This is a genomic window from Faecalibacterium langellae (genome assembly GCF_002549775.1).
Lineage (GTDB): Bacteria > Bacillota > Clostridia > Oscillospirales > Ruminococcaceae > Faecalibacterium > Faecalibacterium langellae.
In genome coordinates this window covers 275,911-296,115 of sequence record NZ_NMTR01000021.1, presented here as the reverse complement: position 1 = coordinate 296,115, position 20,205 = coordinate 275,911, and the positions used below count along the sequence as shown (strand labels likewise).

Annotated in this window: 16 protein-coding genes and 1 other RNA gene; 6 read left to right on the top strand and 11 right to left on the bottom strand. The window is 62.4% G+C overall.

The window, feature by feature from the left end:
• Positions 1-219 precede the first annotated feature (219 nt).
• The 4 genes from CGS49_RS09950 to CGS49_RS09935 form a co-directional block, all read right to left on the bottom strand.
• Positions 220-705, bottom strand: coding sequence for a cytidine deaminase (locus CGS49_RS09950; RefSeq protein WP_275542725.1), 486 nt, complete (start codon positions 703-705; stop codon positions 220-222).
• Positions 706-756: 51 nt separating this feature from the next.
• Complete coding sequence (gene deoD, locus CGS49_RS09945; RefSeq protein WP_097801681.1) at positions 757-1,476, bottom strand: purine-nucleoside phosphorylase; 720 nt, start codon at positions 1,474-1,476, stop codon at positions 757-759.
• A gap of 73 nt (positions 1,477-1,549) precedes the next feature.
• Positions 1,550-3,433: a LysM peptidoglycan-binding domain-containing M23 family metallopeptidase gene (locus CGS49_RS09940; RefSeq protein WP_242975434.1), complete on the bottom strand. Its 1,884-nt coding sequence runs from the start codon at positions 3,431-3,433 to the stop codon at positions 1,550-1,552.
• 181 nt (positions 3,434-3,614) lie between these two features.
• Complete coding sequence (locus CGS49_RS09935; protein WP_097801679.1) at positions 3,615-4,544, bottom strand: RluA family pseudouridine synthase; 930 nt, start codon at positions 4,542-4,544, stop codon at positions 3,615-3,617.
• A 99-nt stretch (positions 4,545-4,643) separates the two neighbouring features.
• Between CGS49_RS09935 and rnpB the strand changes: the two genes are divergently transcribed.
• From rnpB to CGS49_RS09915, 4 genes are all read left to right on the top strand, one after another.
• Positions 4,644-4,981, top strand: an RNA gene (rnpB, locus tag CGS49_RS09930) — RNase P RNA component class A.
• 169 nt (positions 4,982-5,150) lie between these two features.
• Positions 5,151-7,076 carry an NAD(+) synthase gene (locus CGS49_RS09925; protein WP_097801678.1) on the top strand — a complete coding sequence of 642 codons (1,926 nt, stop codon included), beginning with the start codon at positions 5,151-5,153 and terminating at the stop codon, positions 7,074-7,076.
• A 2-nt stretch (positions 7,077-7,078) separates the two neighbouring features.
• Positions 7,079-7,453, top strand: a complete 375-nt coding sequence (locus CGS49_RS09920) for a NusG domain II-containing protein (protein WP_097801677.1) — start codon at positions 7,079-7,081, stop codon at positions 7,451-7,453.
• A gap of 28 nt (positions 7,454-7,481) precedes the next feature.
• Positions 7,482-9,161: an LCP family protein gene (locus tag CGS49_RS09915; RefSeq protein WP_097801676.1), complete on the top strand. Its 1,680-nt coding sequence runs from the start codon at positions 7,482-7,484 to the stop codon at positions 9,159-9,161.
• Between the two features lie 60 nt (positions 9,162-9,221).
• Here the strand turns inward: CGS49_RS09915 and CGS49_RS09910 are convergent, their stop codons facing one another.
• A complete protein-coding gene (locus tag CGS49_RS09910; protein WP_097802246.1) occupies positions 9,222-10,400 on the bottom strand; it encodes a phosphopentomutase in 1,179 nt (392 codons plus the stop codon).
• 445 nt (positions 10,401-10,845) lie between these two features.
• Here CGS49_RS09910 and pyk point away from each other — a divergent pair, with 445 nt between their 5' ends.
• Both pyk and CGS49_RS09900 read left to right on the top strand, forming a co-directional pair.
• On the top strand, positions 10,846-12,600 hold the full coding sequence (gene pyk / locus CGS49_RS09905) for a pyruvate kinase (RefSeq protein WP_097801675.1): 1,755 nt from the start codon (positions 10,846-10,848) through the stop codon (positions 12,598-12,600).
• An 18-nt stretch (positions 12,601-12,618) separates the two neighbouring features.
• Entirely contained in the window at positions 12,619-13,071 is a 453-nt protein-coding gene (locus CGS49_RS09900; RefSeq protein ID WP_097801674.1) for an S-ribosylhomocysteine lyase, read from the top strand.
• Between the two features lie 86 nt (positions 13,072-13,157).
• Here CGS49_RS09900 and CGS49_RS09895 read toward each other — a convergent pair whose 3' ends face one another.
• The 6 genes from CGS49_RS09895 to ftsH form a co-directional block, all read right to left on the bottom strand.
• Complete coding sequence (locus tag CGS49_RS09895; protein ID WP_097801673.1) at positions 13,158-13,925, bottom strand: copper homeostasis protein CutC; 768 nt, start codon at positions 13,923-13,925, stop codon at positions 13,158-13,160.
• A gap of 129 nt (positions 13,926-14,054) precedes the next feature.
• Positions 14,055-14,900 (bottom strand): HAD family hydrolase, encoded by an 846-nt coding sequence (locus CGS49_RS09890; protein WP_097801672.1) that lies wholly within the window; start codon positions 14,898-14,900, stop codon positions 14,055-14,057.
• A gap of 12 nt (positions 14,901-14,912) precedes the next feature.
• The gene (locus tag CGS49_RS09885) at positions 14,913-15,902 is read right to left on the bottom strand and encodes a LacI family DNA-binding transcriptional regulator (RefSeq protein WP_097801671.1); all 990 of its coding nucleotides are present in this window, start codon (positions 15,900-15,902) and stop codon (positions 14,913-14,915) included.
• Between the two features lie 199 nt (positions 15,903-16,101).
• Positions 16,102-16,887 (bottom strand): hypothetical protein, encoded by a 786-nt coding sequence (locus tag CGS49_RS09880; RefSeq protein ID WP_097801670.1) that lies wholly within the window; start codon positions 16,885-16,887, stop codon positions 16,102-16,104.
• Between the two features lie 73 nt (positions 16,888-16,960).
• A complete protein-coding gene (locus tag CGS49_RS09875) occupies positions 16,961-18,004 on the bottom strand; it encodes a hypothetical protein (protein ID WP_097801669.1) in 1,044 nt (347 codons plus the stop codon).
• A 30-nt stretch (positions 18,005-18,034) separates the two neighbouring features.
• Entirely contained in the window at positions 18,035-20,197 is a 2,163-nt protein-coding gene (gene ftsH, locus CGS49_RS09870; RefSeq protein ID WP_097801668.1) for an ATP-dependent zinc metalloprotease FtsH, read from the bottom strand.
• Positions 20,198-20,205: the final 8 nt, after the last annotated feature.

Sequence of the window (20,205 nt, the reverse complement as noted above, 5' to 3'; positions counted from 1 at the left end):
CGTCAAACAAATAAAATGCGCAGAAAATGCACATTTACTGGCTTCAGTATAACGGCAAGCCGCACCAGATGCAAGCAGTTTTCGATTACAAAATCTTTACAAAAAATTTGTGAGAATTCGTGAAAAGTATTACTTTTGCACAAATCTGCCGCTGTGCCGCCTTTTCCGGCCCCGGCACTGTGCTGAACGCTGCATCGTTACTTTACTCGCCTGCAGTGCTCACTTGCCTTCCACGGCGGCATTGCCGGCCACGTTGGAGGGCCCAAAGCCAAAGGGCAGCAGCTCGTCCATGCTGCGCTCGATAAAATCCTCCGGGCTTTTGGCCATGATGACGTTCAGCTCCGGCCCGCCGAACTCGAACAGGGCCTGGCGGCATACACCGCAGGGCGAGGTGATCTGCCTGTTCACCTCACCGCGGCGGCTGCCTACAACGGCAATATCGGTGAACTCGGTCACGCCCTCGGCCACAGCCTTGAACAGAGCCGTGCGCTCAGCGCAGCTGGTGGGGGTGAAGGCGGCGTTCTCCACGTTGCAGCCGGTAAAGATGCGGCCGTCCTTGGCACGCAGGGCGGCGCCCACCATGAAATCGCTGTAGGGCACATAGGCCTTTTCCCGGGCGGCCAGCGCCATGCGGATGAGCTCCTTCTTTTCTTCCAGGGTCAGGTTCGTCATTGTATTTACCTCCTTTATATGGGGCGAAAACAGCGCGGCCAGCCCTTTTGCAGGCAAACCGCGCTGAATGTTCTGTTCTGGGCTTTAATATTCTGCGCCCAGTGCCACCTTCATCATGTCGGTAAAGCTTTTCTGGCGCTGCTCGGCCGTGGTGATCTCCGGGGAGACAAAGCTGTCCGAGATGGTCAGCAGGCAGGCGGCGTTCTTGCCCAGCACCTGCGCATTGGCAAACAGAGCGTAGCTCTCCATCTCCACGCACAGGCAGCCGCGCTCGTCGCGCAGCTTTTCCCAGTAGGTGGGCTTTGCGTCGGAGGGCTGGCGGTAGAACACGTCCGAAGAATGGACGTTGCCTTCGATCAGCGGGATGCCCTGCTTGGCAGCGGAAGCACGCAGCTTGTCGTTCAGGCTCTGGCTGGGGAAAGAGATGTCCTTGTCGTAGCCGCTCTGCACCCGGGCATAGCTCGACTCACTCACCGCGCCGGTGGCCAGCACGGTGTCGAACAGCTTAGCCTTGTCGGTGTAGCTGCCGGCAGAACCGATGCGGATGATGTTGTCCACATCGTAGAACTTGAACAGCTCATAGGAATAGATGCCGATGGACGGCATGCCCATGCCGCTGCCCATCACGCTGATGGGGCGGCCTTCATAGGTGCCGGTAAAGCCCAGCATGCCGCGCACGCCGGTCACCTGACGGACATCCTGCAGGAAGGTGTCGGCAATGAATTTTGCGCGAAGCGGATCGCCCGGCATGAGGACGGTCTTGGCGAAATCGCCCTTTTCGGCGGCGTTGTGAGGGGTAGACATAAGATCATCTCTCCTTTTTTCCTATTTACAGCAGATGGGCCTTTTCCCTTTTGGAAAAGCCCTTTCTGCCAAGTTACCTGTATTTGCTGCGGTTGAACACGTTCTGGGGCGCAACGTAACTGCCGTTGCGGCGGATCTCAAAGTGGCAGTGGTTGCCGCTGGAGCGTCCGGTGCTGCCCACATAGCCGATGAGCTGGCCCTGCTTGACCGACTGACCGGCGTGCACCACCAGCGACAGGCAGTGAGCGTACAGGGTGGTGTAGCCGTTGCCGTGGTTGATGATGATGGAGTTGCCGTAGCCGTTGCCCGCACCAGCCCGGTTGTAGCCGGCCTTGGTCACCGTACCGCCTGCCGAAGCATAGATAGGTGTACCGGCTGCGGCGCAGATATCCACGCCCTTGTGGCTGCCGCCGTACCAGCGGGAACAGTTCCGGTAGCCGGGCACCGGCCAGATGAACTGACCGCTGCCGGTGATGTAGCTGGTGCTGCTGGTCACCTTCTTGGTGCCCACCACGATCTGTTCCGTGACCGGCTCCTTGATGACCGTCGTCTCCAGGATCTGCTGCGAGAGCTGCACGCCGTCGGTGTTGTAGACGCGCTGCGCTGTCACGCTGCGGATGCCGTTCTCGCCGGTCTGGGTGGTCTTCTTCGTGCCCACCGTGTATTCACTGGATTTGGTCGTCTCGGTGGTGTAGGGGATCTCCTCCTGCCAGGTCTCGATCTTGGTGATGCGGATTTCCAGCATCGCCTCCTGTTTGGTGACGATCAGTTCATCGCCCGCCTGGATGTTGGAGGTCTCGGTCAGGGCCGCGCCCTTGAAGTTGGTGTTCAGGTCGCACAGCTCACGGAAGGTCAAATCATTCTTCTGCGCGATGCTCCACAGGGTATCACCGGCCTGCACCGTATAAATTTTTTCCTGCTGCTGCACACCGGAAAGTTCGTTCTCCACCTCAGCTTCGTCCTGGAAGCTCTCGTTGAAGTAGATGCCGTTTTCCAGCGTGACATCCTTGTTGAAGCCCACGGTCACATTGGGATTCTCCGGGTCTTCGTAGGGCTCCAGCAGGCTGCTGAGATAGCTCTGCAGGCTGGTGCCGTCGCTGCACACGGCGGTCAGCTCACCGTCCAGATACAGTGCTGTGCCTTCGCTGATCTCGTCGCTGGCACTTTTCAGGATGGCGTCGGCCATCTCGTTCTCGTCCATGGTCTTGTGGGCCACGGTCACCGTGTAGGTAGGCTCCACGGTCCACTGGGTCTTGTCGGTGCCGGCGTAGCTGATACGCTCCTGCACCGCCTCGCGGGCTGAGTTGAACACATCTTCGTTGGCCACATAGCCCACGGCCTCGCCGTTCACCTGCACTTCCAGTGCATAGGGCTGACGGATGGTGTTCTGCACCACCGTGACCATCCCGGCCAGTGCCAGCACCGGCAGGATGTACATGGCCATGCGCGGCAGGGTGCGCACATTGCGCCGCACGCCGCCGACCAGATAATGCACGCTGTCCTTTACGGCTGCGCCAAAGCCCTTTTCCTTCCGGACGCGGTGCGCATGTACCAGCAGCGAGCCCATGCCCCGGAAGAACAGCACGATGGGCCCGAACAGGTCCCGGAACACCTGTGCCGCCCCGGGGAAGGCCATAGCGGCAAGGTTTGCCAGCAGTTCCCGCCCGGCGTTCCATGCGTGGACGGCTGCACGCCGGATGCCGCGCCCCGCCCGGACAAAAACATACTCGGTCGAGAAGCCCAGCGCATACAGCGCTTCGCCGATCGCGGGTACGACCGGGTTGCTGGAAAGCTTCCGGCCCAGATCGCTCACATGGCTCTGGGTCTTACGGCGCAGCCGGTGCCGGTGCAGAAGCCCGATGCACTGCAGCTGTGCCCAAAGGGAGCGAAGCTTCTGTCCGCGCTTGGATTTTGAGGGCGCGGGGCTCTGCTGCTCCTGTGTCTTATCTTCGATCAAAAGGGTTTTCTCCTTCCTTGCCGCCTGCGGCACACCACCATGTGCACCCGTTGCCCAAAAGCCAGCGGCTCTATGAAACGTGCAGACAGCCTTCAGCACGCGTCTGCACGGAATACTCTTATTTTATTATACACCCTGCACGCATTGAAACAAGCATTGTCACAAAATTTGGGCGGTTCTTTCACTTACTTTTCACGAAAAGCTGCGCCATATCCGGCGGCAGCGGACTTTCCGCCGTGATGGTCTGCCAGTTCTTTCCAGTCATCGGCAGTTCCACCCGGATGCCGTCCGGCAGCGGCGTGCACACCGGCACCCGGAAGGTCTGCTTTGCGCAGTGCAGCGCCTGCCGCCCGATGCGCGCCCGGCTGCCGCCGTAGAGGTCGTCCCCGGCCAGCGGGTGGCCGATGGACGCAAAGTGCACCCGGATCTGATGGGTACGGCCGGTCACCGGCACACAGGCGGCAAGGCTCAGGCCGTCCTGCACCTTTATAATAGTATACTCGGTGCGGCTGGGCTTGCCCTCCGGGGTCACGCAGCGGCCGATGATGCTGTCGCCTCGGCGGCCGATGGGTGCGTCGATGACGCCCTCGCCCAGCGGCAGCTCGCCCTCGGCCACGGCATAGTAGAGCTTTTCCACGTTCTGGGCCAGCAGCGGCGCGGCATAGGCATGCTTTGCCGCCAGCACCAGACCGCTGGTGTCCTTGTCGATGCGGTTCACCGGGCGGAACACCGGGCTCTCGCCCCGGGCTGCCGCCCAGGCTGCGTAGCCGTTGGCCAGCGTGCCGCCGGGATAATTCAGGGTCGGGTGCACCGCCAGATGCGGCGGCTTTTCCAGCACCACAGCGAAGGCATCCTCGTAGACCACCTTTACCGGGATGTCCGGCTGCGGGGCCACGCCCTCGCCTTCCGGCGGCAGTTCGAAGCTGACCACCTGCCCGGGGTACACCCTGCGGTTGGCCAGGATGGGTTCCCCGTCCGCGAAGAACCCGCCGCCCCGGAACTTCACCGCGCGGGCAAGGTCGGTAGAGACGGCGCACTGGCGCAGAAAATTGCGCAGCAGCGCGCCGCCGTGGTTCTGTTCGGTGTCCGGCACCGCAAAGTATAACCGCATCCAGCCGCCCTCCCACACGAAAAAATACAGATTTATTATAGCAAAAAACGCTTTTGCTTGCAAATCTTGTTTTTTTATGGTATCATGAGGAGCGGAAAACGAGTGGAACATACGGCGGCGGGGCGGCTTTGACCGCTCTGAGGAAAGTCCGGGCCTCACAGAGCACGGTAACTGCTAACGGCAGCCGAGGGTGACCTCAGGGAAAGTGCAACAGAAAACAAACCGCCGCAGCAATGCGGTAAGGATGAAACGGCGAGGTAAGAGCTCACCAGCGCATGGGTGACTATGCGGCTTTGTAAACCCTACCGGAAGCAACGCCTATATGGGACGTACAGCGCTGCTCGCGTGTCCCGAAGGCGGCACGAACCTGTCAGCAATGGCAGGTCTAGACAGATCGTCGTTTAATACAGAACCCGGCTTACGGTCTATCTCGTTTTCCATTTTTTCGGCTTTTCAAGGCGCTGTCTGCACCCGTGCAGGCGGCGTTTTGTTTTGTCACAGTTCTTTTACCAAGCTGTCACTTTTCGTTTGTGTCCGTTTGTGGTATACTATGACCACTGCAAAGCTTTGCAGTCAACTATGAAAGACAGGATGTGAAATCCTCCGATGAAAGATGGTTTTTTGAAGGCAACTGCCCTCTCCCCCGCACTGCGGGTGGCAGACTGCGCCTATAACGTGCAGCAGATCACCGAAGCGCTGCGCTCTGCCGCTGCCCGCGGCGTGAAGCTGGCGGTGTTCCCGGAGTTCTGCCTCACGGGCTACACCTGCGGCGACCTGTTTTTGCAGCGCACGCTGCAGACCGGCGCGCTGGACGCCCTGAACGCCCTGCTGACCGAGACGCAGGAACTGGACGTGGTGGCGCTGGTGGGCCTGCCGCTGCTGGTGCACGGCAAGCTGTACAACTGCGCCGCCGTGCTGTGCCATGGCAGAATTCTGGGCCTTGTGCCCAAGACCTACCTGCCGAACTACGGCGAGTTCTACGAAAAGCGCCAGTTCACCCCGGGCAGCACTGAGGTGGAGCGGGTGGAGGTGTGCGGCCAGCAGGTGCCGTTTGGCACGTCGCTGCTGTTCCGCTGCCGCCAGATGCCCAGTTTTGTGCTGGGCGTGGAGATCTGCGAGGACCTGTGGAGCGCCCTGCCGCCCTCCACCTTCCACGCGCTGGCCGGTGCCACCGTCATCGCGAACCTTTCGGCCAGCGATGAGACCGTCGGCAAGGCCGAGTACCGCCGGGCACTGGTGTCCAACCAGTCGGCCCGCCTGCTGTGCAGCTACCTGTACGCTTCCGCAGGCCATGGCGAGAGCACCCAGGACATGGTGTTCGCGGGCCACGACCTCATTGCCGAGAACGGCACCATCCTGGCCGAGAACGCTCCTTTTGACGGCGGCGCGGCCGAGACCGAGATCGACTGCCAGCGCATGGAAGCCGAGCGTGCCCGCAACACCAGTTTTGAGCTGTCCACTGAGGGCTACACCACCGTGGAGTTCGACCTGGAGCCGGTGGAGACCGTGCTGACCCGCTGGATCGATCCGGCACCCTTCGTGCCCGGCGACCCCAAGCGCCGCGCCGAGCGCTGCGAGCTGATCCTGAAGATGCAGGCCGACGGCCTTGCCAAACGCTTGGAACACGCCCACGCCAAGACGGCGGTCATCGGCATTTCCGGCGGTCTGGACAGCTGCCTTGCCCTGCTGGTGGCCGTGCGTGCCATGAAGCAGCTGGGCCGCCCCACCAGCGATGTGCTGGCCGTGACCATGCCCTGCTTCGGCACCACCAAACGCACCCGCAGCAATGCAGAGATTTTGTGTGATGAGCTGGACGTTTCTTTCAAAGAGATCGACATCGCCAACACCGTGCACAGCCACTTCAAGGATATCGGGCAGGACGAGAGCGTGCTGGACGTGACCTTTGAGAACGGTCAGGCCCGCGTACGCACGCTGGAACTGATGGACACTGCCAACCGCACCGGCGGCCTCGTCGTCGGCACCGGCGACCTCTCCGAGCTGGCACTGGGCTGGGCCACCTACAACGGTGACCACATGAGCATGTACGGCGTGAATGCCGGTGTGCCCAAAACGCTGGTGCGCCATCTGGTGCGCTACGAAGCCGATATTGCCGCCACGGACGCCCTGCGCACCGTGCTGCTGGATATTCTGGATACCCCCGTCTCCCCGGAACTGCTGCCCGCCAAGGACGGCGAGATCGCGCAGAAGACCGAGGACCTTGTTGGCCCCTACGAGCTGCACGATTTCTACCTGTATCAGGTGCTGCGCTTCGGCTTTGGCCCGGCCAAGATCTTCCGGCTGGCAAAGGCTGCCTTCGCAGGCCGCCCCGAGTACCCCGACAGCGTGCTTTACAAGTGGCTGCGCAACTTCTACTGGCGGTTCTTCGCCCAGCAGTTCAAGCGCAGCTGCCTGCCCGACGGCCCCAAGGTGGGCAGTGTGACCCTTTCGCCCCGCGGCGACTGGCGGATGCCCAGTGATGCCTGCGCCGCGCTGTGGCTGGCCGAGCTGGAACAGCTTCAGATCAAGGATTGAATATGAGCAGCAACAAAAACACACCGAAAAAAAAGAGTATCCTCATCAATGTGATCTTCGTTGTGGTGGTGCTGGCCATTGCCGCCGCACTGCTTGTGGCGCGCAACCTGCGCTCCACCTCGGCCGCCCTGCGGGCGGAGCTGATCTACGGTGACGACAACACCACCATGAACCTGCCGCTGGACGTGAACGACACCTACGACGTGGACACCGGCTACTACACCGTCCACATCGAGATCAAGGACGGCGCGGCACGGTTCGTGGATTCCCCCTGCCCGGATCACATCTGTGAAAGCTTCGGCTGGCTTTCCCACGAGGACCAGACCGCCACCTGCCTGCCGGCCCGTGCGGTGCTGACCATCGTGCCCGCCGCTTGAGCAAGCCCGCTCAAAAGGAGATTTTCGTATGAAAGATGATTCCAACCGTTCCCTGCGGCACCTCAGCCGGAAGTCCGGCAAGGACGAGGACCGCACCGTTGTGGTGGACAGCTCCGCCTTTTTCTCCGAGACCCCGTCGGAGCCCACTCCGCCGCCGCGCCGTCCTGCCCCGCCGCAGCCGCCGCGCAATGGCGGCCGCCGCACGCCCCCGCCGCACGCAGGCGGGGCCGCCGCCGTGCCCTCCCGCTTTGGCAAGGTTTTGCTCACCGTGCAGGGCATTCTGAGCGTGCTGGCACTGGTGCAGCTGTGGCGCACCCAGATGCTGCCTGTGCTCTACCTTGTCATTCTGGCGGCGCTGCTGGCCCTGCTGTGGCTGCTGGTGAAACGCTGCCAGGAGTACAATGTGCCCGGCAAGGTGTCCCGCGTGTTCTCGGTGTTTCTGTGCGCCGCCATGGCCATGGGCTGCATCTGGGCCCAGCAGGGCCTTTCCGCGCTGGGCAGCATGACCTCCGGCCTGCTCACCGGTGCCGAGGCCAACAAGATCACCAAAGAGCCCTTCGTCATCTACCTCAGCGGCGTGGACACCCGCGGTGAGCTGACCGAAAATGCGCGCAGCGACGTGAACATCCTCGCCGCCGTGAACCCGGTGACCAAGCGGGTGGTCCTCATCAACACCCCCCGCGACTACTATGTGGACCTGGCGGGCACCAGCGACAAAGACAAGCTGACCCATGCCGGTCTGTACGGCGTGGAGACCAGCATGGAAACGCTGGGCAACCTCTACGGCGTCAACGTAGACCATTACATCCGCATCAACTTTGCAGGCTTCATCAGCATCATCGACGCGCTGGGCGGCGTGGATGTCTACTCCGATCAGGCGTTCACCTCGGTGGGCAGCCCCGGCTACTATGACCCCACCACCTTCGTGGAGGGCTGGAACCATCTGGACGGAAAGGCCGCTCTGGCCTTCGCCCGTGAGCGCCACGCCTTCGCTTCCGGCGACATCCAGCGCGGCATCAACCAGATGAAGGTCATCGACGCCATGCTGAACAAGATCAAGTCCCCTGCCCTGCTGATGGGCTTTTCCAAGATCATGGACGCCGCCGCCGACTGCTTTGTGACCAGCTTCTCGCAGGATCAGATCAGCGCACTGGTGCGCATGCAGCTGAGCGACTTCGCCGATTGGGACATTGAAAGCTACACCGTCACCGGCTCGAGCTCCACCAGCACCAAGTGCCACTCGGCCAAGGGGCAGAAGCTGTACGTCATGCTGCCGGACGACGCCTCGGTGAGCAAGGCGAAGGAGATGATCGCCTCGGTGCTGGGCGGCGAGGGCACCGTGGCCTCCACCAGCCAGAAGCCGGAAAAGGGCGATGTCTACACCCCCACCACCGACCCGGATGCCGCCGTATCCGTGCCGGAGGAATCCGCTGAGAGCACCGTGCTGGAGGAGCCTGCCGACAGCGTGCCGGAGGAGACTCCGGCCGAACAGCCCGCCGACGCAGAACAGCCTGCCGACACCCAGCCGCAAGAATCGGAGACGCCTGCCGCAGGTGAGACCGGCGGTGATACGTCCGCCGAAGCGCCGTCCATTTCCCTGCCCACGCAGGAGGAAGTGGAGCAGGCCGCTTCGTCCATCTACAATGCGGCTTCCACGATTTTGGACGCCATTTATAACGCGGCTTCCCAGCAGAACGACGCTTCTTAACGCTGCACAAAAAATGCCAGCTCTGTATGCACAGAGCTGGCATTTTTTTGCGCTATAAGATCAGGCCTTGATCTCGTTCCAGACGCTCTTGCCGTCCAGAGAAGAAGCATCCACGCCCAGATATTCGCAGATGGTCTGGGCGATGGTGCCGAAGCACAGGTGGGTGCCCAGGTCCACGCCGGGTTTGATGCCCTTGCCGTAAATGAGGTACGGCACATACTCGCGGGTGTGGTCGGTGGTCTTGGTGTAGGACGGATCGCAGCCGTGGTCAGCGGTGACCATGAGGATGTCGCCCTCCCGCATGCCGGGGATGAAGTCGGCCACGAACTTATCAAACTCGGTGGCGGCGGCGGCATAGCCCGCCACATCACGGCGGTGACCGTAGAGCATGTCGAAGTCTACGAGGTTCACGAACGCAAGGCCCTCAAAGTCGCGGGTCTGCAGGGCCTTGGTGAACGCGATGCCGTTGGTATTGCCGGTGGTCTTGATCTTTTCGGTGACGCCCTCGCCATCAAAAATATCAAAAATTTTGCCCACCGCGATGACGTCCTTGCCGGCATCTTTCAGCAGGTCCAGCATGGTGGCGCGGGGCGGCTTCAGGCTCAGGTCGTGGCGGTTGGTGGTACGGTAGAAGGTATCGGCGGTGTGGCCCAGGAAGGGGCGGGCGATGACACGGCCCACGCCGTACTCGCCCTTGAGCATCTCACGGGCGATCTCGCAGTAGCGGTACAGCTCGTGCACCGGCACCAGTTCTTCGTTGGCGGCGACCTGGAACACGCTGTCGGCGCTGGTGTAGACGATGAGGGCGTTCTCCTTCATGGCCTGCTCGCCGTAGTCCTTCAGCACCTGGGTGCCGGAGTAAGGCTTGTTGCACAGCACCTTGTGGCCGGTCTTCTCCTCAAATTCGTGGATGAGGGCATCCGGGAAGCCGTTCGGGAAGGTGGGCAGCGGCTTCGGGCTGACAACGCCCGCGATTTCCCAGTGGCCGATGGTGGTATCCTTGCCCATGCTCTGCTCCTGCAGGCGGGCAAAGGAGCCGATGGGCGCTGCGGCCTTTTCGCCTGCGGTCACGCCGTCGATGTTGAACATGCCCAGCTTTTGCAGGTTGGGGCAGTTGAAGTTCGGGTGCTTTGCAATGGCACCCAGGGTGTTGGTGCCCTCGTCGCCAAAGGCGGCAGCATCCGGCTCTGCGCCAATGCCGAAGCTGTCCAGGACGATCAGAAACACACGTTTTTCCATATCGTTTTTCTCCGTTTCCTCCGGGGCAATGCCCCGGATCAAAGTGGTGCTCAAAGTGTTACTTCTTACCTATCATTATAAGCAAATCCCGCAGCGGATGCAAGCTTTTTCGCCCCGCCGCCGATCTCCGTCATTTTCGCCAAAATGTTCGTCTCTTTTTTCACAATTTAACGAAGCAAACCGCGCTTTTTTCACGTTTTATCGTCACCTGGCGGCAAAGGCGTCTTTACCGGTGAAAAAATTGCATCTTTGGGTGAAGTTTTTCTTGCCCTATTGCATCCCAGCGATTATAATAGTAGCCGGAAAAGTTTTGCGCAAGGCTTCTTTTCCCATTTTTTCACCACTGCACGGGAGTTTTCCCGTTGGTCGTGCGCAGCTGTCTGCATGGCAGCGGACGGCTTGCCGCAAAATAAAAGAGAGACTGCGAAGTAAGTTGGAGGTAAGTATGAGAAAAACCAAGATCATCTGCACCCTGGGCCCGTCTACCGATCAGGAGGGCGTCCTGCGCGAGCTGGTCGCCAACGGCATGAACGTTGCCCGTTTCAATTTTTCCCACGGCTCCCACGAGGAGCACCTGGGCCGCTTTGAAAAGCTGAAGGCCATCCGCGAGGAACTGGGCCTGCCGGTGGCTGCCCTGCTGGACACCAAGGGCCCCGAGATCCGCCTGCGCGACTTCAAGAACGGCACCGAAATGCTGGAAGCCGGCCAGACCTTCACCCTGACCACCCGCGAGGTGGAGGGCACCAAGGAGATCTGCTCCATCACCTATAAGGACCTGCCGCAGGATGTGCAGCCCGGCGGCACCATCATGCTGGACGACGGCCTGATCAAGCTGCAGATCCAGACCGTGAACGACACCGACATCGTCTGCAAGGTGCTGAACAACGGCAAGATCAAGAACAAGAAGGGCGTCAACGTGCCCGGCGTCCATCTGTCCATGCCGTATATGAGCCAGCGCGACCGCGACGACATCATCTTCGGCGCACAGCAGGGCTTTGACTTCATCGCCGCTTCCTTCGTGCGCACCGCACAGGACGTGTACGACATCCGCAACCTGCTGAATGAGTACGACTCCAACATTCGCATCATCGCCAAGATCGAGAACCGCGAGGGCGTGAACAACATCGACAGCATCCTGGCTGCCGCCGACGCCGTCATGGTCGCCCGCGGCGATCTGGGCGTGGAGATCGACTTCACCGAGCTGCCCGGCATCCAGAAGAACATCATCGAACGCTCCTTCTCCTTCGGCAAGCCCATCGTCACCGCCACCCAGATGCTGGACAGCATGATCGTGAACCCCCGCCCCACCCGCGCCGAGATCTCGGACGTGGCAAACGCCATCTACGACGGCACCTCTGCCATCATGCTGTCCGGTGAGACCGCTGCAGGCGCTTACCCCGTGGAGGCCCTCAAGACCATGTCTGCCATTGCTGAGCGCACTGAGCAGGAGAGCCATTCCCGCTTTGCGCCCCTCACCGAGAACACTGGCAAGATCAGCGTGAGCGACGCAACTGCACACGCTGCCTGCCTGACCGCCAAGGACGTGAACGCCGCCGCCATCGTCACCGTGACCGAGTCCGGCACCACCGCCCGCCTGCTGAGCAAGTACCGTCCGGAGCAGCCCATCATCGCCTGCGTCATGAAGGAGCAGGTACAGCGTCAGCTGGCCCTGAGCTGGGGCATCACCCCGCTGATGATGCCTCTGGCACACAGCACCGATGAGCTGATCGAAATGTCCACCTCTCTGGCCAAGGAGAACGGCTACCTGCACAACGGTGAGCTGGCCGTTGTGACTGCAGGCGTGCCTGTGGGCGTGTCCGGCACCACCAACATGATCAAGATCCACATGGTGGGCAACTGCCTGGCCACCGGTGTGGGCGTCGGCCCCGAGAACGCCGATGTGACCAACGCCACCGGCAAGGCCTGCGTCTGCCGCACGCTGGAAGAAGTGCGCGCCAAGTTCAAGCCCGGCATGGTGCTGGTGGTGCCTTCCACCACCAACGAGATGCTCAGCTTCGTGCGCGACGCCGCCGCTCTGGTGGTGGAGGAGCCCGGCCTGAACAGCCACGCCGCCATTGCCGGCAAGGCCCTGCTCAAGCCCACCGTTGTGGGTGCCGCCGGTGCCACCAGCCACATCCGTGACGGCCTGATGGTCGCCGTGGACTGCGCTCACGGCAGCGTGCAGTGCCTGCAGGCCTAAGCCAAAGGAGAAAAACTCATGGAACGCATTGCAAGCTTCTGTGTTGACCATACCAAACTGGACCGCGGCATGTATCTGAGCCGTCAGGACGGCGATGTGCTCACCTGGGACATCCGCATGAAAAAGCCCAACCAGGGCGATTACCTGACCACCGGCGCAGCCCACACGCTGGAACACCTGTTTGCCACCTATGCGCGCAACAGTGCCTTCAAGGACGGCGTCATCTACGTCGGCCCCATGGGCTGCCGCACCGGTTTTTACCTGCTGACCCGCGGCCTGACCCCGGCACAGGCGCTGGAGCTGACGGTGGAGTCCTTCCGCTTCATGGCCGCATTTGAGGGCGATGTGCCCGGTGCCAGCGAGGTGGAGTGCGGCAACTACCGCGACATGGACCTGCCCGCCGCCAAGGCCGAGGCAGCCGCCATGCTGCCGGTGCTGGAAGCACTGACCGGCAACGACCTGCACTACTAAGCCATTTCCCTTCAAGTTCATCATCATAAAAAAGCGCTCTCCCGCCGGGGTTTCCCGTGGGAGAGCGCTTTCGTTTTGCAATCGTTTCAAAGGGTGTCCAGCGCCTGCCGCGCGGCGCGGATGTTCTGCTCACTGGTCTGCCACACCTCAAACTCCGAGAAGCCGGGCAGCCCCATGGGCACGCCCTCGCGCCGGAAGGTCATGCGGCTTTCCAGCACCTGCTTGCCAGAGAGGTGGAAGGCCCGGGCACCGGTCTGCGCAGCCAGCGCCGGGATGTTCCGGGCCGAGACGCCTGCCCCCGCCAAAATCTCGATGCTGTCCCCCGCCCGCGCCACCAGCTGCCGCAGCAGTTCCGCGCCCTCCGGTGCACTGGCCGCCTGCCCGCTGGTGAGGATGGTGGCAAGTCCCAGAGCCTTTGCCGCTTCCAATGCCGCAAAAGGGTCCCGGCAGACGTCAAAGGCCCGATGCAGGGTGCAGTCCACCGGGCGGCCCGCCTTTTCAGCTGCCCGGCGTGCCGCCGCATAGATGGGCCGCAGGGCGTCCACGTCCAGTTCGCCTTCCGGGGTGAGCACACCGGTCACGATGCCGTCTGCACCGGCTTCCACCAGCTCTGCCGCGCTCTGCTCCATCTGGGCCAGCTCCCAGTGATCGTAGCAGAAATCGCCGAAGCGGGGCCGCAGCAGGGCCCGCACCGGCAGGCCTGTCTCGGCTTTGATCTGGCGCAGCAACGGCAGGCTGGGCGTCGTGCCGCCCACGATCAGGTCGGCGCACAGCTCCAGCCGGTCGGCACCGCCGCGCTTTGCCGCCAGCGCGCTGGCGGTGCTGTCCACACACACTTCCAGAACAGGATGCATCTTGTTTTCTCCTCCGTTTTTGCGTTTTCGGTTTTATTTTAGCACGATTTCCCCATTTGGAAAACCCCTGCACAGCAAAAAAGGCTGCGGCACAGGCTTTTGCCCGTGTCGCAGCCTTTTTGTTTGTCCTCAGATCAGGCCCAGCGCTTCGAATTCTTTCGTGATGCCGTCCTCGTACACCGAGGGTGCAATGCGGTCGCAGCGCTGTTTCAGGGTCTCGGAGCCGTTGCCCATGCACACGCTGATGCCGGCCACATCGGTCATCTGCAGGTCGTTGTCGCTGTCGCCAAAGCCGATGGTATCGGCCAGCGTGCAGCCCAGATGGTCGCAGATGGCCTTGATGCCGGTGCCCTTATCGAACTTGCGGTTGATGAGTTCGCCGTTCACAAAGCCATCGGTCAGGCTGTCCAGCTTGCTCTCGCAGAACACGAACTGGTCGCCGTAAAGCTGCTTTGCTTCGGCAAGGTCGCTCTCGTGGTCGGCGATGAACACGATCTTATACAGCGGTTCGCCCCTGTACTGCTCCACCGGCGTGATGGACATGCCATCCTCCATGGCCTTGCGCCAGCGCTCGGCTTCGCTGTTCATCGCCCCGTCGTTTTTGTGGATAAAACTCCACCGCTCGGCCATTTTGGCCCCGCCAAAGGTAGTGTCCCGGGCTTCCAGTGTGCATTCCACGCCGTGGCGTTCCAGCGCAGCCCGCACTCCGGCGGCCTGCTGCGGCTCCATGGGGATATCCACCAGCACTTTGCCGTCGCACAGCACATAGCCGCCTGCGCTGCACACCGCACCTGCAAAGCAGTCGTGGCGCAGCAGCGGTTCGGTCATGCGGTAATTGCGGCCGGTGCAGAGGAACAGCTTGTGGCCGTTCGCCTTGGCGCGGTACAGCGACTGCAGGGTGCTCTCCGGCACCAGCATGTCGCCCGGCGGCAGCAGGGTGCCGTCGATATCCAGAAAAATCAGCTTTTGTTCCATACCTCTCCTTGTTCAGATGGAGCCGCGCTCCACCACCCGGTAGCCCAGCGTCACCTGACGCACCGGGCCGCCGGGCTCCTTTTCCTCCAGCATCTGCAGCAGCATCCGGGCGGCTTCCTCGCCCACCTGCTTCTGGTAGAACTGCACGGTGGTCAGCCCCGGCTCGGTCACGCTGCCGGCCCAGCTGTCGCCGATCCCGGCCAGGCTCACGTCCGCGACGATCTTCCGGCCCGCCTGCTTGAGGGCACGCATGGCACCAAACGCCACCGTGTCGGTCACGCAGACCACACCGTCCAGCGCCGGGCAGCAGGCCAGCAGTTCCTTCATGCAGCGCTCGCCTTCTTCCATCGTGAAGGCCGTGCAGCAGATGCGCGGCAGTGCGTCGCCATCCAGCCCGGCTGCGTTCAGCGCGTCCTGCACGCCCTCGCGGCGCTGCACGCCGGTGGCCTGGTCCCGCTCGGTGCCTCCGATGTACACGATGTGCCTGCGGCCGCGCTCCAGCATCCGCTGGGCCAGCTCCCGGGCGGCGCTGCGGTCGTCGTTGTACACGCAGGCCACCTCCGGGAAGCGCTGGCCTGTGACCACCACCGGCACGCGGCAGTTTTTCAGCGCCAGGGCCAGCTGCGGGCTGTAATAGCTGCCCAGCAGGATGATGCCCGCCACATGGTTGCGCTGCATGGCGGCCAGATAGCCCAGCTCCCGCTGGGGGTCCAGCTCGGTGTTGCCCAGCAGCAGCAGATAGTTCTGGGCGCCCAGTTCCCCGGCGATGCCCGCCGTGATCTGCCCCACCGACTGGGAGCCGATGCTGGGCGCGATGACGCCCACCTGGTGCACCCGGCCGGTGCGCAGGGTCTGGGCGGCAGAATCCGGGTGGTAGCCGGTCTTTTCCACAACTTCACGGATAGCCGTGCGTTTCTGTTCACTGAGCGGGCCGCCGTTCAGGTAGCGGCTGACCGCCGCGCTGGACACGCCCGCCATTTTTGCAATATCACTGATGGTCATAGCTGCGGTTACTTTCTCTCGTTTGGGATGCATGGTTGTGTGTAAACGTTTTCATCTTTATTATAAAACGCCTTCACGGTTCCTGCAAGGTGCGCTTTCCCGGTTTTCTCCGGGCGGCACCTTTATTTTTCTGGGTACTTTGTCCAAACATCGTACCCTTGCATCCGGCAAAACCGCCTGTTTGTGCAAAACCGTCGGCTCACACAAGGCCCATGGCAAAGGCGCGTGCCAGCAGTCCCAGCGCCACGACCACCAGCACCACCGCGAGGACGGTCTTGTTCTCCTTTGCGCGGCGGGCCTTTTTCTGGTCGGCAGCACATTTGCGGCCCGTGCCGTTCTTCGGGCGGGTGCCGCCTTTGGCGCTGCCCTCGCTGCGGGTGCGGCTGCCGCTCCGGGATGTACGCCCTGCCGTGCGCTGCGGGCTGCGGGCAGGCTTTTCCTCCTCGGCTGCCGGGCGGGCCGAAGCCACCGGCTCCTTTGCCCCGCAGCGGGCCAGATATTCCTCGGCCTGGCGGTAATACCGCGCCAGCTCGTTCTCGCGCAGGGCGGTGCCCGCATAGCCCTCCTCCAGGCTTTCGATCGCCTCGTTGAACAGAATGGCAGCCTGCGCGGCATCCGTGCGGTCGGCGGCATGGGCCGCCTCGTTGCGGGCGGTGCGCACCGCGTTGCAGGCGCGGCGGGCCGCACCCGGGTGCTCGGTGTTGCCCAGCAGGTCCAGGGGCTTGTCCACATCCGTCTCCGGGTCCAGCAACACCCGCATACAGACGGTGGTGTCCAGCTGCTGCCAGCTGTTCTTGCCGGAAAGGTCCGGCATGCGGTCGTAGTATTCCGGGCTCTCCTGGCGGCGCTGGGCAATGTGATCCAGCAATGCGCCCAGGCTGTGGCTGCCGGGCTTGTGCTCCCAGTGCCAGCGCAGCAGGCGGCGGCTGATCTCGTCGCAGGCGGTCTTGATCTCAAATGCTGCCTGCAGTGCTTGTTCGGCCATAAGGGGTCATCCTCTCTTTCTGATACGCAAAAGGCGGAGAAGACTTTGCAGCCTTCTCCGCCGGGGTCTTATCTTACAGCAGGAACTGGTAATAGACGAAGCCGCACAGGGCCACGGCCGCACAGATGATGGCGGTGATGGGCGGCACCCAGCGGATCAGCGCTTCGGCCACGCCGTCGCGCTCGTCTTCGTAATCTTCCTCGTCCTCCTCCACCGGCTGCGGCGGTTCCGGCACAGCGCGGCGGGCGGGTGCGGGCATCACGCGGGTGCCCTCGTCCGGCTCCGTATGCACAGCCTTGCCCGGGAACCGCGTGCGGGTCTCGGCGTCCAGAACACGGGTGTGTTCTTCTGCCGCCTGCGGCTGCGGTTCCGGTGCGGTGTGCGCCGCAGGCACGATCCGGGTGGGTTCCTCCCCGATGGACGCTGCCGGGCGGAAGCTGTTCACCACGCGGGTGGGCTCCTCGCCTGCTGCGGCAGCGTGCAGGGGCTTTGCCGGGGCCGGTTCGGCCTTTGCCGGGGCTTCCGGCTGCAGCAGGGTGTTCAGCGCATTCTGCAGCAGGATGCGGTCACAGCCGCACTCCGAGCAGTAGACGGTGTCTTCCTCCTTCGGGTGGAAGGCACCGCAGGCGCAGTACCAGCCGTTCTCGAACACCTGCGGCTGATATTTCAGCTCACTGCGGTTCATGCGGGCTTCCAGCGCCTTCTGCAGCTCCGGGGGCAGGCGGCGGGGTGCGGGCAGACGCACACGCTTGATGGCGTCCAGGTGCACCACCCGCTTGCCGTTGTACACGTTGCACAGCGAGACATCCACACTGGTGATGGCCTTCGCGGTGACGAACACGGCATCGTCCTGGCCGAACAGCTCACCGGGCTTCACTTCCAGATCCCGGTACTCGAACTGGTCCTCACACAGGATCACGCCATCCACGCCCTTGCACTTGAAGTGGATCTCCAGTGCGGTCAGGGTTACTTTGGAAATGTTCTTGAAGGTCAGACAGACGGCGTGTTCACCGCTGACGTCCCCCTTGAGCAGCTCCACGCAGACGAACTGCACCGGGCTGCCGGGGGTATAATAATTTGCGCGCGTCCGTGCGACCAGATCAAAATTTTCCTCCACGACACTCGCTCCTTTCGTTGGTTGCCGGGATCACTCCTGCGGCTTGTCTGCATCGGCTTCCGGTGCAGGGGCTGCAGGCGTCTCCGGGGCAGTCTCGGCGGGCTGAGCCGCCTCGGCAGTCTCGGCCTGTTCGGCCTGCTCTGCGGGCTCGGCGGTCTCCACCGGGGCAGCCGTCACGGTCTGGGCAGGCTGCTCCGGGGCGTCGCCCTCACGCGGGGGCAGGGTGCCGCCCGCCATCACGGTGTTGAACTCCTGCTCGTTGAGCTTCTCGCGCTCCATCAGGGCCTTGGCCAGTGCATGCAGCTGGTCGATGTGCTCGGTCAGGGTGCGGCGGCAGGTCTCGTAAGCTTCGTCGATGATATCGCGCATCTCGCCGTCGATCTCAGCAGCGGTGGTTTCGCTGTAGCCCTTGCCCTGGCCCAGATCACGGCCCAGGAAGGTCTCCTCCTGGGAGGTGCCGTAGACCACGGGGCCCAGCCGCTCGGAGAAGCCGTACTTGGTGATCATCTGGCGGGCAATGTTGGTGGCCTGCTGCAGGTCGTTGGAGGCACCGGTGGAGATGTCATCCAAAATCAGCTGCTCAGCCACGCGGCCGCCCAAGCTGGAAACGATGTCCTCAAACATCTCGCCCTTGGTCACATAGCTGCGGTCCTTTTCAGGCAGATACATGGTGTAGCCGCCTGCCTGGCCGCGGGGGATAATGGTGATCTCGTGCACGCGGGGGTGATGCTTGCAGTAGAAGCCTGCCACAGCGTGGCCTGCTTCGTGATAAGCCGTGAGCTTCTTTTCCTCGGGGGTGACGACGCGGCTCTTTTTCTCCGGGCCGGCCATAACCTTCATGGACGCTTCCTCAATGTCCTCCATGGTGATGGCCTTGCGGCTGCGGCGTGCAGCCAGCAGAGCAGCCTCGTTGACGAGGTTCTCAAGGTCTGCGCCCGCAAAGCCTGCGGTGCGCTGTGCGATGACCTTCAGGCTCACATCCGGGGCCAGAGGCTTATTCTTCGTATGAACTTTCAGAATTTCCTCGCGGCCCTTTACGTCCGGCAGGCCCACATAGACCTGGCGGTCGAAGCGGCCGGGACGCAGCAGTGCCTTATCCAGAATGTCGGCACGGTTGGTGGCAGCCATGACGATGACGCCGTCGTTGGCCTCAAAGCCGTCCATCTCCACCAGCAGCTGGTTCAGCGTCTGCTCGCGCTCGTCGTGGCCGCCGCCAAGACCTGCGCCGCGCTGGCGGCCCACCGCGTCGATCTCATCAATGAAAATGATGCAGGGCATCGTCTTTTTTGCCTTGTCGAACAGGTCACGCACACGGGATGCGCCCACGCCGACGTACATCTCCACGAAGTCGGAACCGGAGATGGAATAGAAGGGCACGCCGGCCTCACCGGCACAGGCACGGGCCAGCAGGGTCTTGCCGGTGCCCGGAGGGCCCACCAGCAGCACACCGTGGGGGATGCGGGCACCCAGAGAATTGAACTTGTCCGGGCTCTTGAGGAATTCGACGACTTCCTTCAGTTCTTCCTTTTCCTCGTCCTCACCGGCAACGTCGGCAAAGGTGGCGGTCTTTTTGTTCTCGTGCTCGTCCTTCACCTTGGCCTTGCCGACATTCATGATGCCGCCGCCGCCCGCGCCGCCGCGCATCATGGAGAACAGCAGGAAGCCGGTGCAGCCCAGCATACCCAGATAGAACAGGATCTCCATCCAGGGGATGCTCTCCTTGACGGGGGTGTAGTCGTACTCCATCGGGGCGTCGGGGTTTGCCGCATCGTATTCCTCGATGTAGTCGCCCACATACTTGACGAACATCGAAGCATAGGGCAGCTTGTAGCGCATGGTCACGGTGCCGTCGCTGTTCTTCTCAGCGCTTTCGGACTCCGAGGAGGAGGACAGCATACCGCTCAGCAGGCCGCCGGTGGCCTGCGTGGTGCTCTGGGCGGTGGTGTCCGGCAGGGGCAGGTCATTTTTGCCGCCTTCTTTGATGTTCATGGTGATGACGCCGGTGTTCAGGTCCAGCGAGAACTTTGTCACCTGCAGGCTTTCAAAGTAATGCACCACCGTGGAATATTCCACAGACGAGCTGGCAGAGCTGCCGGTGCCGCCCAGCACCGACCACACCATCAGCACCGCGGCCAGCGCAAGCGCCAGCACCAGCGGGTTCAAACGGGGTCTTTTGGATTGCAAAAAAATCAACTCCAGTT